The organism is Skermanella mucosa, from assembly GCF_016765655.2.
In the GTDB taxonomy this organism is placed as follows: domain Bacteria; phylum Pseudomonadota; class Alphaproteobacteria; order Azospirillales; family Azospirillaceae; genus Skermanella; species Skermanella mucosa.
The window spans coordinates 25004-38978 of sequence record NZ_CP086106.1 but is presented as its reverse complement, the minus strand read 5'-3'; the positions used below and the strand labels follow the sequence as shown (position 1 = coordinate 38978).

General features: G+C 69.1%; 12 protein-coding genes and 1 tRNA gene. 5 read left to right on the top strand and 8 right to left on the bottom strand.

Annotated features, from left to right (window positions below; all coding sequences use genetic code 11):
• Positions 1-6: 6 nt before the first annotated feature.
• Both JL100_RS00180 and JL100_RS00175 read right to left on the bottom strand, forming a co-directional pair.
• Positions 7-1329 carry a class I SAM-dependent RNA methyltransferase gene (locus JL100_RS00180; RefSeq protein ID WP_202681019.1) on the bottom strand — a complete coding sequence of 441 codons (1323 nt, stop codon included), beginning with the start codon at positions 1327-1329 and terminating at the stop codon, positions 7-9.
• A 3-nt stretch (positions 1330-1332) separates the two neighbouring features.
• Positions 1333-1767, bottom strand: coding sequence for an acyl-CoA thioesterase (locus JL100_RS00175; RefSeq protein ID WP_202681016.1), 435 nt, complete (start codon positions 1765-1767; stop codon positions 1333-1335).
• Positions 1768-2042: 275 nt separating this feature from the next.
• On the opposite strand from JL100_RS00175, the gene JL100_RS00170 reads away from it, so the two are divergent.
• Entirely contained in the window at positions 2043-2279 is a 237-nt protein-coding gene (locus tag JL100_RS00170) for a hypothetical protein (protein ID WP_158043355.1), read from the top strand.
• Between the two features lie 60 nt (positions 2280-2339).
• On the opposite strand, the gene JL100_RS00165 is transcribed toward JL100_RS00170, so the two are convergent.
• The 4 genes from JL100_RS00165 to JL100_RS00150 all read right to left on the bottom strand — a co-directional run bounded on the left by JL100_RS00165 (position 2340) and on the right by JL100_RS00150 (position 7130).
• A complete protein-coding gene (locus JL100_RS00165; protein WP_202681217.1) occupies positions 2340-2555 on the bottom strand; it encodes a hypothetical protein in 216 nt (71 codons plus the stop codon).
• A gap of 42 nt (positions 2556-2597) precedes the next feature.
• Positions 2598-3032 (bottom strand): Fur family transcriptional regulator, encoded by a 435-nt coding sequence (locus JL100_RS00160; protein WP_202681014.1) that lies wholly within the window; start codon positions 3030-3032, stop codon positions 2598-2600.
• Positions 3033-3119: 87 nt separating this feature from the next.
• Positions 3120-5141, bottom strand: a complete 2022-nt coding sequence (locus JL100_RS00155; protein ID WP_202681012.1) for a sensor histidine kinase — start codon at positions 5139-5141, stop codon at positions 3120-3122.
• Positions 5142-5303: 162 nt separating this feature from the next.
• Positions 5304-7130: an extracellular solute-binding protein gene (locus JL100_RS00150; RefSeq protein ID WP_202681010.1), complete on the bottom strand. Its 1827-nt coding sequence runs from the start codon at positions 7128-7130 to the stop codon at positions 5304-5306.
• Between the two features lie 272 nt (positions 7131-7402).
• On the opposite strand from JL100_RS00150, the gene ppa reads away from it, so the two are divergent.
• From ppa to JL100_RS00130, 4 genes are all read left to right on the top strand, one after another.
• Complete coding sequence (ppa, locus tag JL100_RS00145; protein WP_202681008.1) at positions 7403-7936, top strand: inorganic diphosphatase; 534 nt, start codon at positions 7403-7405, stop codon at positions 7934-7936.
• Positions 7933-8457 (top strand): macro domain-containing protein, encoded by a 525-nt coding sequence (locus JL100_RS00140; RefSeq protein ID WP_228420980.1) that lies wholly within the window; start codon positions 7933-7935, stop codon positions 8455-8457. Before ppa ends, JL100_RS00140 begins: the two co-directional genes overlap by 4 nt.
• 140 nt (positions 8458-8597) lie before the next feature.
• On the top strand, positions 8598-11297 hold the full coding sequence (locus tag JL100_RS00135) for a bifunctional acetate--CoA ligase family protein/GNAT family N-acetyltransferase (RefSeq protein ID WP_202681006.1): 2700 nt from the start codon (positions 8598-8600) through the stop codon (positions 11295-11297).
• A gap of 63 nt (positions 11298-11360) precedes the next feature.
• The gene (locus tag JL100_RS00130; RefSeq protein ID WP_202681003.1) at positions 11361-12623 is read left to right on the top strand and encodes a DUF445 domain-containing protein; all 1263 of its coding nucleotides are present in this window, start codon (positions 11361-11363) and stop codon (positions 12621-12623) included.
• A 6-nt stretch (positions 12624-12629) separates the two neighbouring features.
• Here the strand turns inward: JL100_RS00130 and JL100_RS00125 are convergent, their stop codons facing one another.
• Positions 12630-13481 carry a hypothetical protein gene (locus tag JL100_RS00125; RefSeq protein WP_202680999.1) on the bottom strand — a complete coding sequence of 284 codons (852 nt, stop codon included), beginning with the start codon at positions 13479-13481 and terminating at the stop codon, positions 12630-12632.
• 237 nt (positions 13482-13718) lie between these two features.
• Positions 13719-13795: transfer RNA gene (locus JL100_RS00120), tRNA-Asp, on the bottom strand.
• Between the last annotated feature and the right edge of the window lie 180 nt (positions 13796-13975).

Genomic DNA, 13975 nt, shown 5'->3' with positions numbered 1-13975 from the left:
GTTGCCCTACCGCCGGAACACCCCGACCAGCTCGACATGGGACGACCAGAGGAACTGGTCGACCGGCGTGACCCGCTCCAGTCGATAGCCGCCATCGACCAGCGTGCGGGCGTCGCGCGCGAATGTCGCCGGGTTGCAGGACACGCCGACCACCGTGGGGACGGCCGACGCGGCGAGTTGGACCGACTGGGCGCGGGCGCCGGCGCGCGGCGGATCGAAGACCACCGCATCGAAGCGGGAAAGCTCTTCGGCCTCCAAAGGATCGGCGAAGAGGTCGCGGCGCTCCGCCGTCACGCCCGCCCGCCCCCGGCCGGCGGCCACCAGCGCCCCGTGGGCCGCGGCATCGCCCTCTACCGCGTAGACGGCGGTCCCCGGGACGGGTCGCGAGGCCAGGGGAAAGGTGAAGGTGCCGAGCCCGGCGAACAGGTCGGCGACGCGGGCGGTGGGGCCGACCCCTGCCAGCACTGCCTCGACCAGTGCCGCCTCGCCCGCGGCGCTCGCCTGAAGGAAGGCCCCGGGCCCCACCGGAACGGCGACCCCGCCGAACCGGGCATGGAGCGCCCGGCGGGCGGCGATCGGCTCCACCTCGGCCGTGGCGGATCGGCGCCATGACAGGCGGCCGATGTCGTTGGTCTCCGCGAAGGCGGCCATGTGCTCCCGCGCATCCAGCCCGGGTTCCGGGCCGCCGGTCAGCAGCAGGTCGATGCCGCCGTCCAGCACCGCCACGGCGACATCGGCCGTGCCGCCGTCAGGCAGGATGGCGCAGAGTAGGGCTTCGAGCGGAGCCAGCAGGTCCAGGATCGCCGGCTCGACCACAAGGCAGCCGGTCACCGCGGCGATCCGGTGGCTCGACCGCTCGTTGAAGCCCAGGACGCATCGGCCGCCGCGCCTGGCCGCCGCGAAAGTGGCGCGCCGGCGACTCGCCGCGGGGGTCCGGACGGTCGGCGCAACCTCGGCGCCGGCAAGCCCGGCGCGGGCCAGCGCGGCCGATACCTGGGAGCGCTTCCAGGCGCCATAGGCCGCATCCTCCAGATGCTGGAGCGCGCAGCCGCCGCAGGTGCCGAAATGGCGGCAGGGCGGGACCGCGCGGTCCGGGCCGGGTTCCGCCACCTCCAGCAGGGTGGCGGCGACTCCGTCCCCGCGCGGCTCGCCGAGGGCCGCGCGGACGCGGTCGCCGGCCACCGTCAGCGGCACGTACACCCGGCGTCCGGCATGCTCGGCGAGGCCATCGCCGCGCGCGCCGATTTCCCGTATCTCGAGCGTCACCGGAGCGCCGCCGCCGGGCGCGGGCTTCTTGCGCTGGTGCCGCCGCTGCGGTCGGCGCTCCATGGATCAGCCGGCCAGCGCGGTCAGGCGCGCGCGGACGTCGGCCGGGATTTCGACCGAGCGGCGCTCGGCCACGTCGATGATCACGCAGATCGCCTCGCTGGTCGCGATGCAGGTATCGTCCCGGAACACCGCGCCGGCCAGCGTCAGCGACGAACGGCCGAACCGGGTCACCCGCAGGCCGATCCGGATCCGGTCGGGATAATGCAGCTCGGCCCGGAAATCGATGGTGAGCCGCGCGATCACGACCGATCGCGGACCCGATACCGGCGAATTGCCGGAATCATGGAATAGCGCCACCCGGGCGCTCTCGAAATAGGTGCTGATGGCGGCGTTGTTGACGTGCCCGACGGGGTCCAGGTCGGCGAAACGGACGGTCTCGTCGATCCAGTACCGGTAGAAGTCCGGGCTGGTCGCTTCCGGAGTTTCCGTATCTGCCATGTCATTCATCCTCGGTCTGCCTTTGGTCAGGGTCTGTCTGCGATCAGGGTCCGCCTATCGGGGCCTGGCGGCGATCCGGAGCTTCCACCCGGCGGGACCGCTTCCGCTCCGGCCATTCCCGGGATGCAGCAAAGCGGGTTTTCGTTCGTTATCGCAAGGGAAGCCGGTGCCGCGGCGCGGGGCATATTTGCCACGCGCCTTTCGATCCGGAATGCTATAGCTCGCACATCGACCCATCACCATACGCGACCACCACGCCCCAAGGGGATCCTGAAATGACCGACCAGAACAACAGCCCTGCCGAAGCCATGTTCGACAAGGCGCTCGACATCGCCGAGAAGCACCTCGAGGCGGCGATGAAGGAAGGCGGGCCGCTGTCCTCCTATGTCGCCGTCGCCATGATCGAGGCCGCGGTCAACCAGGCGGTCGAGGAGACCAGCCACGCCGACGTGGTCGACATGCTGCGCGACTTGGCCAGCCAGATCGAGCAGGATGCCGAGGAAGAGGACTGACCGGGGCGCCATGGTTCCCGCCACGTCCGGAGCGGGGTGCGCCTGAAGCCCGGCGCCCCCTTAGTGGGTGACTCTTTCCCGGACCCATCCGGCGACGATCTGGCTCGCTTCCAGGGTCGGGACCAGGGGGCAATGCCAGAGATAGATGGTCAGGGCGGCTTCGAACGCGAAGCGGTCGGGCTGCCCTTTTCCACGAAGCTCCCGATAGGCTCGGACGACCGCCGGCATGCAGGCCTCGGCCTTTCCGCCGGATCCTTCGGGCGGAATGCTTGTCATGTGCGCCTGGAACTCATTGCCTGAAAATCGCTGAACCCGGTGTCACTTGTCGCCGCCGGGCTTGGACGCCCGGTTCGTCGGGACGCCGTAGAGCTCCAGCCGATGCCCGATCAGTTCATAGCCGAGATCCCGGGCGATCCGCTCCTTCAGCCGCTCGATCTCCTCGTTGACGAACTCGATCACCTCGCCGGACTGGAGATCGATCAGGTGGTGGTGGTGTTCCTCCCGATTTTCCTCGAACCGCGACCGGCCGTCGCCGAAATCCAGCCGCTCGATGACGTTCGCCTCTTCGAACAGGCGCACGGTACGATAAACGGTGGCGATGCTGATCTTGGGATCTATCTCGACGGCACGACGGTAGACCTGCTCGACATCGGGATGGTCGGTCGATTCGGAAAGCACCCGGGAGATCACCCGGCGCTGCTCCGTCATCTTCAGACCTTTTTGGACGCACAGTTCTTCCAGGCGCGTGGGCATGGGTTCCTCGATTTTCTGCGGACTAGCGCTCTAGACTAAACTGTTTCTAAAGTGGGTTCGCCTGTCCGTTCGACAAAATAATTTCCGTCATCGGGCATACCAGGGTCCCGGGATCGAGATTGTGACATGGGTTCCCCCGATTCCGCCACCGGCATCAGCGGCCCCGGCCGTTCCGGCGTCGCCGGACCCGGTCCGCATGGTCGCCCCGATCTGCCGGATCAGCCCCTTGACAAGCCTGAGACCCAGGCCGCGGTCGGTATTGGCGCCGGACATGCCGACGCCGTCGTCCGAAATCTCGAGCACGGCGCCGTCGCCTTCGGCGCGCAAGCTGACGCGGATCGTTCCACTGCCGCCGGGGAAGGCATGCTTGAAGGCGTTCGCCACAAGCTCGTTGGCGATCAGCCCCAGGGGAATGGCCGTTTCCAGGTGGCAGAACAGGGGGTCGCCCGAAACCTCCAGCTTGATCCCGGGAGAGTCGCCGAAGGTGCGGGCCAGGGTATCGCATAGCCCGCGCAGCTGGCGATCGAAGTCGATCCGGGAGAATTCCTTCGAGGCATAGACCTGCTCGTGGATCCTGCCCATGACGCCGATCCGCTGCCCGATGATCTCCATCCGGTCGCGGGCCTCCCGATCCTCAATCTGCATCGCCTCGAGCTGGATCAGGCTCCAAACAACCTGAAGGTTATTCTTGACACGGTGATGCACCTCCTGAAGCAGCTCCTGGCTCTCGGCCAGCGAGGCGGCCAGGCGGTGCTGGGTTTCCTTCAGGTCGGTCACGTCCAGGGCGACGCCGTCCCAGGCCGTCTCGTTTTCGCCGGTCAGCACGGGGCGCGCCATGACGCGGACCCAGCGGACCGGTCCGGCGGCCGGGCCGATCCTGGCCTCCAGGTGCCGAGCTTGGAGAGGTGGCGCTTCCGGAGCTTGTGGCCGGATGCCGCCCTCGGCCGGCCGGAAGACTTCCCGCCAGCCGTCGCGGTCCTCGGGGTGGATCAGCTGCTCCAGCTCGTCGGCGCCCGGCGGTGCTTCCGGCACCTCTCCGGCAAGGCTGTTCAGCCCCGCGCTCAGATAGGGATAGCGTATCGCGCCATCGGGGTCGCGGACCCGCCGGAAGATCACGCCGGGCAGGTTGGCCGCCACGTCGGCGAGCCGGCGTTCAGCCATCCGCTCGCCCTCCAGCGCCAGCAGCCTGCGCTCCATGGCATGCCGGCGGCTGGCGTTGCCGACCAGCAGCGCGCCGAGCCCGACGGTGGCGACCAGCGCGAGGAGGCCGCCGCCGGCCACCGCCATGAGCGACCGGCGCATGGGGCCGGCCACCGTTTCGCCGGGCGCCGCCACGACGACGGTCCAGCCGGTCGAGGCCGACGTGACGAAGGCGCTGTAAACCTCCTCGCCCTCCTTGGTGCGAGCGAAGAAGAAGGTCCGGTCATCCTGGTCGATCCGCTGCCGGAGGGACTCCGTCACCGGCTTTCCGACGAATTCCTCTTGCCTGCGGGTCCGGGCGAGGATCACCCGCTCGGTGTCGAGGGCCGCGCCGAGCCAGTCGGCCGGCATCGTCGGCCCGCCCAGCGCCGCGCTGAGCGCCCGGTTGCGCAACGCAGCCGACAGGGCATAAACGGCCGTACCGTTCCGCAGCACCGGAACCACGATCGAGACGAAGGGCTCGCCTTGCGAGTCATGCCGGACCTCGCTCACCATCGGCAACCTTGCCGTCACGACATCGCGGACCATTTCGGGCGACGGCGGCGAAGTCGTCGCGTCCATGCCGCCCCCGGCGGGCAAAGTCAGCAGCACGGTTCCGTCGCCGGCCCGCAGCAGCCGCAACGATAGCCAGTTCCCACGGCTTTCCAGCAGCCGGCGCGCCACCACCGCGAAACCGACGATGTCGTTGTCGTCGAGATGGATGGAGGTCGCCAGCGACTCCAGCCCCGCGATGTTGGACACGAGTTCGCGGTCCAGCGCATCCTCGAGTGCCGCGGCGGCGTGGTTGAGCATGTGCTCGACCGTCTCCTTCTGCTGGCGGTCGAACAGCACGACCATGGCGCTGGAGAACGCCAGGAGCGGCAGCAGGACGGCCGTGGCGAGGACAGCGATCTGAAGGCGTTGCTTCATGGCAGGCTTGAACTCGAATCTGTCCGGGTTCGCCGGGGCGAGAGCAGCTGGGGACGATGTCAGCGGGGCCGAAGGGCAACTCTTATCCGGTTTGACAGTACGGTGACAGTCGATAGTTCGTCAGAACTCGAACCCGCGGGCCGTGATGCTCCCGATATGTCCCTACTCCCCGATCCACCAAGCGTCGATCACCATGCCGTAGACCGGGGTCACCGCCGGCCGGCGGAGCCGGGACCAGTAGGCGACCCGGTCGTCCGGCAGGTGGTAGAGCGGAACGGCATAGTGTCCCCAGGTCAGCGCCCGGTCCAGCGCCCGGACCCGGGCGACCAGGTCGGCCCGGTCCCGGGCCGTGCCCAGCCCCCGCGCCAGCGCGTCTACCGCCGGGCTGCGGATGCCGGCGTAGTTCCGGCTGCCCTCCTGGCCGGCCGCGTCGCTGCCCCAGTAAAAGAGCTGCTCGTTGCCGGGCGACAGGGTGGAGGTCCAGCGGTTCAGCGTCATGTCGAAGTCGAAACTCTCCAACCGGGCCTGGTACTGGGCGCTGTCCACGGTACGGACGCGCGCCGAAACCCCGATGCGCCGCAGCGCCCTGGCATATTCCAGTGCCACCTTCTCGTCTCCCGGCGATACCAGCAGGATCTCGAACTCCAGGGGGGCGCCGCCGGCATCGACCAGACGGCCGTCCCGGACGGTCCAGCCCGCTTCGGCCAGCAATTCCTGGCCCCGGCGCAGGTTGGCGCGCAGTCCCGCCGGTCCGCTTCCGTCGGTCGCGGGCGGGGTATAGGCGGGTCCGAACGCCTCGGCGGGCAGGTGGCGTCGCAGCGGCTCCATCACCGCCAGTTCGGCCGGCCCCGGCGGACCGGCGGCCGCCAGCTCGGAATTGGGGTAGTAGCTGGCCGTCCGGCGATAGGCCCCGTGGAACAGGGTGCGGTTGATCCAGTCGAAGTCGAGCGCGTAGCCCAGCGCCTCGCGCACCTTCGGGTCGGCGAACGCGGGGCGCCGGGTGTTGAAGATCAGGCCGCGCATCGGCTCCGGCCGGCCGTGAGGCAACCGTTCCAGCGTGACCCGCCCGTCGCGCGCGGCCGGGAAATCATAGCCGGTCGCCCATTTGGCCGGGTCGGTCTCGCGCCGGAAATCGTAGGCTCCGGCCTTGAACGCCTCCAGCGCCACGCTGTCGTCACGGTAATAGTCATAGCGGATCTCGTCGAAATTGTACTGGCCTCGGTTGACGCCGAGGTCGCGGCCCCAATAGTCCGGCACCCGCTCGTAGGCGATCGAGCGCCCCGGCTCGAACCGCGCGACCCGGTACGGCCCGCTGCCCAGCGGCGGCTCCAGCGTGGTCCGGTCGAACTCGCGGTCCTTCCAGTAATGTTCCGGCAGGATGGGCATCAGGCCCATGATCAGGGCCATTTCCCGATCGATGTCCCCGGTACCCTGGGCGAAGGTGAAGCGCACGCTCCGCTCGCCGGTCCGGGCGGCGTGTGACACCCGCGCATAGTAGCTGCGGTGGTTGGGCCGGCCATGGTCGCGCAGGGTACGCCACGAGAACAGCACGTCGGCCGGCGTGATCGGCACGCCGTCGTGCCAGCGCGCCGATGGGTTCAGGGTGAACTCCACCCACGACCGGTCCTCCGGCACCGTGACGGACTCGGCGATCAGCCCATAGAGCGAGAACGGCTCGTCCCAGCTCCGCTGCATCAGGCTTTCCGTCACATAGCCCAGCCCCAGCGCTGCGCGGCCGCGGACGATGAAGGGATTGAGCGTGTCGAAGGTGCCCCCGGCGGCGTTGCGGAAGACGCCCCCCTTGGGCGCCGCAGGGTCGGCATAGTCGAAATGGTCGAACCCGGCGGGATAGCGCGGATCGCCGTGCATGGCGATGGCGTGGGCCGGACGCGCCTCGTCCGCAGCGGCGAGCCCGGCGGCAGGCGCGGCGGCAAGGAAGGCCGGGACGAGGAGGACCGCCAGCAGGCGGCGGATCGGAATTCCATACATGGGCGGCGAGTGTCGGCATCCGGCCGCCCGCGCGCAAGCTGGATCGACCGGCCGGACTCCACCAAAGAGCGGCTACCAAGGAAGCAGCACTCAAGGGGTGCGACCAATAGGAGCCGTGACGATGCGCCTATTTGCAAGTATGGCCGGTTTATGGTCTCTACGCTAAACTCCGGCACGCGCCGCAAGCCCGGTGCCAGAAACCTGGTGGAAGAGCCGGCGCGGTCGGGGCCGCGCCAAACGGGCGCAACCGATCGGAACCGAGGGAAAAGTTCATGGATATCTCGAAGATCCCAGTGGGCAACGACGCACCGTGGGACGTCAACGTCATCATCGAAATCCCGATGGGCGGCGAGCCGATCAAGTATGAAGTCGACAAGGAAAGCGGCGCGCTGTTCGTCGACCGGTTCCTGCACACGGCCATGTACTATCCGTGCAACTACGGTTTCATCCCGCACACCCTGTCCGACGACGGCGATCCGTGCGACATGCTGGTGGTCGGCCGCCGGCCGATCCAGCCGGGCGCCGTCCTGCGGTCGCGGCCGATCGGCGTGCTGATCATGGAGGACGAGGCCGGCCAGGACGAGAAGGTCCTCGCGGTTCCGGTCAACAAGCTGCACCCGTTCTACAGCGACGTGAAGTCCTACAAGGACCTGCCCGAGATCCTGCTCGACCAGATCGCGCACTTCTTCCAGCACTACAAGGACCTGGAAAAGGGCAAGTGGGTCAAGATCAAGCGCTGGGGCGACGCCGAGGAGGCCGCCAAGATCATCCAGCAGTCGATCGACAAGTATAACGCCGAAGGGTGACCGGATCCCGGGCGATCGACCGGGTGACCGTCCTGCGGGGCGATATCACCCTCTGCCGGGTGGATGCGATCGTCAACGCCGCCAACAGCGCCCTCAAGCGCGGCGGCGGCGTCGACGGCGCGATCCACCGGGCGGCCGGCCCCGAGCTCCAGCGGGAGCTGGACGGAATCGGCGGCTGCCCCACCGGCGAATGCCGGATCAGCGGCGCCTACGGCCTTCCCGCGTCGAGGCTGATCCACTGCGTCGGGCCGGTCTGGCGCGGCGGTTCCGCGGGCGAGGACGCGGCGCTCGCCGGCTGCTACCGTTCGGCCCTGCTGCTCGCGGACGGTCACGGGCTCGCGACCATCGCCTTTCCCGCCATCAGCACCGGCATCTACGGCTTTCCCCCCGGGCGCGCGGCGCGCATCGCGGTCGATACCGTGGTCGGCACGCTGGCCGGCCTGCCCGGGATCGCCGAAGTCCGGTTCGTCTGCTTCGACGAAGCCACCGCCGGCCTCTACCGGGAGCTGCTTGGGGCGTAATACCGCACCCGCCCCCCGGAACCTTGAATTGTCGGGATGGTCCCGCGCGGGTATGGTGCCCCGCATCAAAGAGACCTCCGTCCCGCCGGCCGGTTGTCGGCGCCGGGGCCGGATGGCTTGATCACGATCCGGGACCGGCCATGACCGTTCGCAATCTCGAAGCCCTGCTGAAGCCCACGTCGATCGCCCTGATCGGCGCCAGCCGCCAGCCGAAATCCATCGGCGCGGTCGTGGCCCGAAACCTGTTCAACGCCGGTTTCGACGGGCCGGTGATGCCGGTCAACCCGCACGAGCGGTCGATCGAGGGCGTGCTGTGCTATCCCACGGTCGAATCGTTGCCGATCACCCCGGACCTCGCGGTGATCTGCACCCCGCCCGACACGGTCCCCGACCTGGTCCGCCGGCTGGGCGAGCGCGGCACCAAGGCGGCGATCGTCATCACCGCCGGCTTCGGCGAGCTGGGACCGGAGGGCAAGGCCCTCCAGCAGCGCGTCCTGGACGCAGCGCGCCCCCACCTGATGCGGATCGCCGGGCCGAACTGCCTGGGCGTCATGGTGCCCGGGCGCGGCATCAACGCCAGCTTCGCCCACGTGAATCCCATCAAGGGCGACATCGCGCTGATCGCCCAGTCCGGCGCCGTCGTGACCTCCATCGCGGACTGGGCGACCAGCCGAAATGTCGGCTTCAGCCACCTGATCTCCCTGGGCGGCATGGCCGACGTGGATTTCGGCGACCTGCTCGACTACATGGCGGCCGACTACAACACCCGCGCCATCTGCCTCTATGTCGAGGCGATCACCCACGCCCGCAAGTTCATGTCGGCGGCCCGTGCCGCGGCGCGCCAGAAGCCGGTCATCGTGATCCGCTCGGGCCGCACCGACGAGGCGGCGAAGGCCGCCAGCTCCCACACCGGGGCGCTGGCCGGCCATGACGACGTCTACGACGCGGCCTTCCGGCGCGCCGGCATGCTGCGCGTGGTCGAGCTGGACGAGCTGTTCGACGCCGTCGAGACGCTCGCCATGGGCGTGCAGATCACCGGCGACCGGCTGGCGATCGTGACCAACGGCGGCGGCATCGGCGTGATGGCGACCGACACCTTGATCGAGGAAGGCGGCTGCCTCGCCGGATTGGACGAGAGCGTGATGGCGAAGCTGAACGCCGTCCTGCCGCCGACCTGGAGCCGCGGCAACCCGATCGACATCATCGGGGACGCCTCGGGCAAGCGCTATGCCGACACCCTCGCGGCGCTGGTCGGCGACCGCAACCATGACGCCATCCTGGTTATCAACTGCCCGGTCGCGGTCGCGGACGGCGCCGAGTCGGCGCGGGCCGTGGTGGATGCCCTGAAGGGCCGCAAGCATCCGGTCCTGACGAGCTGGCTCGGCGACTCCTCCGCGCAGGAGGCGCGGCACCTGTTCGCCGCCAACCGGATCCCGACCTACGAGACGCCGAGCAAGGCCGTCCGCGCCTTCATGCACCTAGTGCGCTACCGCAAGAACCAGGAACTGCTGATGGAGACTCCGGTCAGCACGCCCGAGCAGTTCCAGGTGGACGAGAAGGCCGCACGCGCCGTGATCGACGCGGCGATCGCCGACGGCAGGGGCTGGCTCAGCGAGTTCGAGGCCAAGCATGTCCTGGAAGCCTACGGCATCCCGGTGGTCGAGACGCTGAAGGCCGGCACGCCGGACGAGGCGGCCGAGGCCGCGCGCCGCATCGGCAAGCCGGTGGCCCTCAAGATCCTGTCCGTGGATATCATCCACAAGTCCGACATCGGCGGCGTCCAGCTCCACATCAAGACGCCGGAGGAAGTCCGCGCCAAGGCCGTCGCCATGCTGGAGCGGGTCCGGGCACTGCGGCCCGATGCCGACATCGAGGGCTTCACCGTCCAGGCCATGGCGAGCAAGCCCGGCGCCCACGAGCTGATCGTCGGCGTCGCCGACGACCCGCTGTTCGGGCCGGTGCTGCTGTTCGGCCAGGGCGGCACCTCGGTCGAGGTGGTCCAGGACAAGGCGCTGGGACTGCCGCCGCTCAATACCAACCTTGCGCGCGAGATGATGTCCCGGACCAGGGTCTGGAAGCTGCTCCAGGGCTACCGCGACCGGCCGCCCGCCGCGAACGACCAGGTGGCGCTGACCCTGATCAAGGTCAGCCAGCTGATCACCGATATCGCCGAGATCGTCGAGCTGGACATCAACCCGCTGCTGGCCGACGACACCGGCGTGCTGGCGCTCGACGCCCGCATCAAGGTGGCGGTGCCCGCCCTCGTCCCGGGATCCCGGCGGCTCGCGATCCGGCCCTACCCGAAGAAGCTGGAGAAGCGGGTCAAGCTCAACGACGGGCGCGAGTTCCTGCTGCGCCCGATCCGGCCCGAGGACGAGCCGATCATCCACCGGATGTTCGAGCGCATGACCCCGGAGGACATCCGCCTGCGCTTCTTCGCGCCGATGAAGCGCCTGTCGCACCAGATGGCCGCCAAGCTGACCCAGATTGACTACGACCGCGAGATGGCCCTGGTCGCCGTGGCCCAGATGGCCGACGGCCAGGACGAGCTCTACGGCATCGTCCGCATCGCCGCCGATCCGGACAACCAGAAGGCCGAATACGCCGTGATGGTCCGCAGCGACATGAAGGGCAAGGGCCTGGGCTATGTCCTGATGACCCAGATCATCGAGTATGCCCGTTCCCGCGGCATCGGCGAGGTGTTCGGCGAGGTGCTGCGCGAGAACACCACCATGCTGGCGATGTGCCACGAGCTGGGCTTCACCCGGCGTGAGAACCGCGAAGAGCCGGGCGTGGTGGAGGTCCGTATTTCCCTGACCGAGCCATCCGGCGACGCCTGACCGGCCGCTCCCCCGGGGAACCTCCCTCCGCCCTCCGCGTTGGAGAGCCGACGCGGAGGCAAATTGATCGACCGACTGGATACCGATACGGACCACGAGGCGGCGCAGCGCCGCCTGCTCCGGCGCAACAGGAGGCTGGCCACCGGGCTCCTGCTGTTCGCGGCCAGCCTGTTCGTGGCCCTGCGCTTCGTGCCGGAGCCGGGATTCTGGATCCTGCTGCTGCGCGCCGCGTCGGAGGCGGCGATCGTCGGCGCGCTGGCGGACTGGTTCGCGGTGACCGCGCTGTTCCGCCGGCCCCTGGGCCTGCCGATCCCGCATACCGCGATCATCCCGTCCAGCAAGGACCGCATAGGCGACGGGCTCGGCAGCTTCGTCGAACGCAACTTCCTGGAGCCGTCGCTGGTGGTGGCGAAGCTCCGCTCGGTCGATCCGGCGGCGCGGCTGGTGCGCTGGCTGAACGCGCCGGGCACGGCGGAGGCGCTGGCCGCCCGTCTGGTCGCGACCCTGCCCGGGGTGATCCGGTCGATCGAGGACCGCGAGTTGCGAGACTTCTTCGGCCGGGCGCTGGGCGAGCAGCTGCGCGGGACCGAAGTTGCGCCGCTGATCGGCAAGGTGCTGGGCGTGCTGGTCGCCAGCGGCCAGCACCAGCCCCTGCTGGAACGCGCGGTAGCCTGGGCGCTCGACCTGATCGACCGCAACCAGGGCCGGCTGGAGGCGATGGTCGGCCAGCGCAGCGGCTGGTGGATCCCCAAGGCGATCGACCGGCGGGTCGCCCGCTCCCTGGGCAGCGGGGCGCACGACTACCTGAAGGAGCTGCTCGACCCGGCCTCGCCGATGCGCATCCGCATGGAGCTGGCGATCGAGGATCTGGCCCGCGACCTCCAGGACGACGCCGACACCCGCGCCCAGGTCGAGGCGGCCAAGGCCCGGCTGCTCGACCAGCCGGAAATCCAGGCCTGGCTCGCCGGGTTGTGGGACGAGGTGCGCCGGATCACTCTGGACGACCTGGAACGGCCCCAGGGCCGGACGCGCGAGGCGCTGGTCACCGGCCTGAAATCGCTGGGGTCGGCGCTGGAGTCGGACCCCGCGATGCGGGCCCGCCTCAACGCCTCGGCCGAGCGGCTGGCGCTGGACCTGATCTCGCCCTGGCGGCGCGGCATCGGCCGCTTCATCGCCGAGGTGGTCCACGGCTGGGACGCCCGGACGGTGTCGGACCGGATCGAGACGGCGGTCGGCAGCGATCTGCAATATGTCCGCATCTCCGGCACCATCGTCGCGGCCCTGGTCGGCTCCACCCTGTTCCTGGTGACCCGGCTGATCGAGTGACGCCGGTCAGCGCCGGCCTTGCGACTCCAGCAGGGCGGCGGCCGAGGTTTCTCCCAGGTCGGCCGCCCGGCGGTACCAGAGGGCGGCGGCCTCCGGATCGCCGGCGACGCCCCGGGCGCCGATCGAGCCGAGATAGGCCGGGTCCAACGTCCGGCCGACCGCCAGCGCGCCCCGAGCACTGCCCTGGGATGCCGCCGTCTCGAACAGCAGCCGGGCCGAGGCGATGTCTCCCAACGCCATCAGGCGGTCGCCCCGGTCCAGCAGGGCGTCCTCGGCCATCGCCGGAATCCGCGTTTGTGGCAGCGGTTCGGACAGTGGTTCGGGTTCGGGCAGCGGGTCGGTCGTGGAGTCGTCGGCACGAGGCTGCTCGTCTTCCAGTTCGGCCACCATGACCGCCGCCGGCTCGGATGCCCCCATGCTGGCCGCCGGTTCCGGAACGACCGAACTGACCACGACGGTGTTCGGATCATCGGAGACATGCACCGTCGGCACGCCGTGCCTGGGCACGGGGGCGATGAACGCGGTCGTCGCGACGGCCAGGGTGATGCCGGTGACCAGTGGCAGGATCCGGCCGCGGCGCGGAGTCGGCGGAATGCGCATTCTTCCGGGCGCCGCCCGTTCCGGCAGATCCGGAGGCGCATCGCGACTCTCCGCAGCCCTGGCACGCGGCACGGTTTCAGCCTGCGCCCGCAGATCCTCCAGGACATCCTGCATGGAGCGCCGGGAGACCGCAGGGCTGTGCGGCTGGTCCGCTCGCGGCGCGGGCCGTGCCAAGTCGAGCGGCCGGAACGTGGGGAATTCCGAAGCCGCCTCGGCCGTCGCGGACGCGCGCACGGCCGGGATACTATTTTCGTTCATTGAGACGGAACACGAAGATACCTGATGCTGCCCCTGGTCCAGGGATCCCTGGGCGGGAATGGCCCCCGCCACGGCTTTCCACCATGGAGAGCGCGCCTCGTCAGGCTAGCAGACGGACGAGCGCCTGGGACCCGCGCAGCAGTCCATAGACTTGCGGTATACCACTTTGGATTTTCGCTACTTGGAAAAAAACCTAGCCAGTGGTCTTCCCGCTGGAAGACCATCACTGGAGGAAAATGGCGCGAGTGACGGGACTTGAACCCGCGGCCTCCGGCGTGACAGGCCGGCGCTCTAACCAACTGAGCTACACCCGCGTCGTGGGGACGCGTATCTACGATCCCGCGGAGCCATTGTCCAGAGCCGATTTTCATTTTTTTTCGCGAGGCGTGCATTTTTCGGTGTTGGCGACCGCTTGACAGCTTGATGACAAAGGCACATCATAAAGATGTAGCAAGAACGAGGAGGTCGTCAGATCAGGATAAACTTCTCCGTGG